1 protein-coding gene and 1 pseudogene are annotated in these 606 nt (G+C 67.0%); both read right to left on the bottom strand.

Features of this window, described 5'->3' with window-relative positions:
- On the bottom strand, positions 1 to 348 hold a 348-nt coding region (locus DCI01S_RS16565; protein WP_156482675.1), incomplete at its 3' end, for a phage portal protein.
- Positions 345 to 606 (bottom strand): annotated as a pseudogene (locus tag DCI01S_RS17765) (terminase large subunit); the annotation flags it as partial. The pseudogene DCI01S_RS17765 and the gene DCI01S_RS16565, both read right to left, overlap by 4 nt.

Genomic DNA, 606 nt, shown 5'->3' with positions numbered 1-606 from the left:
ACGACGGTCCGCCCACACCAGCGCGTAGGCCGATCCGAGGACCAGGGCCTCCCGGTGCGCCTGCGCGGCGAGCTGGTCGAGATCCGACCCGGTCCACAGGCTCCACAGCTTGTCGGAACGCTGGCCGGCGACGTCGAACCCGGACACCGTGAGCCGTTCGGAGATCGCGGACACGAGGAGACGGGGGACGTTGACGGCGAGACGGTCGAACTTCGTGCCGATAGCCTCCCGCGCCTCCGGGGTCAGGTAGGCGAGCGGCTGACGGCCGGCGTAGTACTTCTCGAGCATGGACAGGGCCGGTGCCCTGTTGTCGATCTTCTGGAGCATGTCGGAGACGGATGGTCTCATCGGAAACTCACAACCTTTCGTTTCTGCTTCTGCGTTGCGTGCCAGGCGGCACGATCTAGGGCGACGATTGCCGCGACCGCGGCGTCGATCTTCCGCGGGCTACCCCGCTTGTCCTTGGAGACGAGATCCCCCTGCGGGGTCCTCTTGGCGATGCAGTGAGCGAAGTGCGAGGCCATGCGGGCATCCCCGTCGTGGCTCACCTCTCCGGTGGCGATTGCCTGATACATGCGGTCAGTTGCCGGGGCCATACGGCCGGCG

It is taken from the genome of Dietzia cinnamea NBRC 102147, assembly GCF_001571065.1.
Classification (GTDB): domain Bacteria; phylum Actinomycetota; class Actinomycetes; order Mycobacteriales; family Mycobacteriaceae; genus Dietzia; species Dietzia cinnamea.
This window is presented reverse-complemented; position numbering and strand designations above follow the sequence as displayed.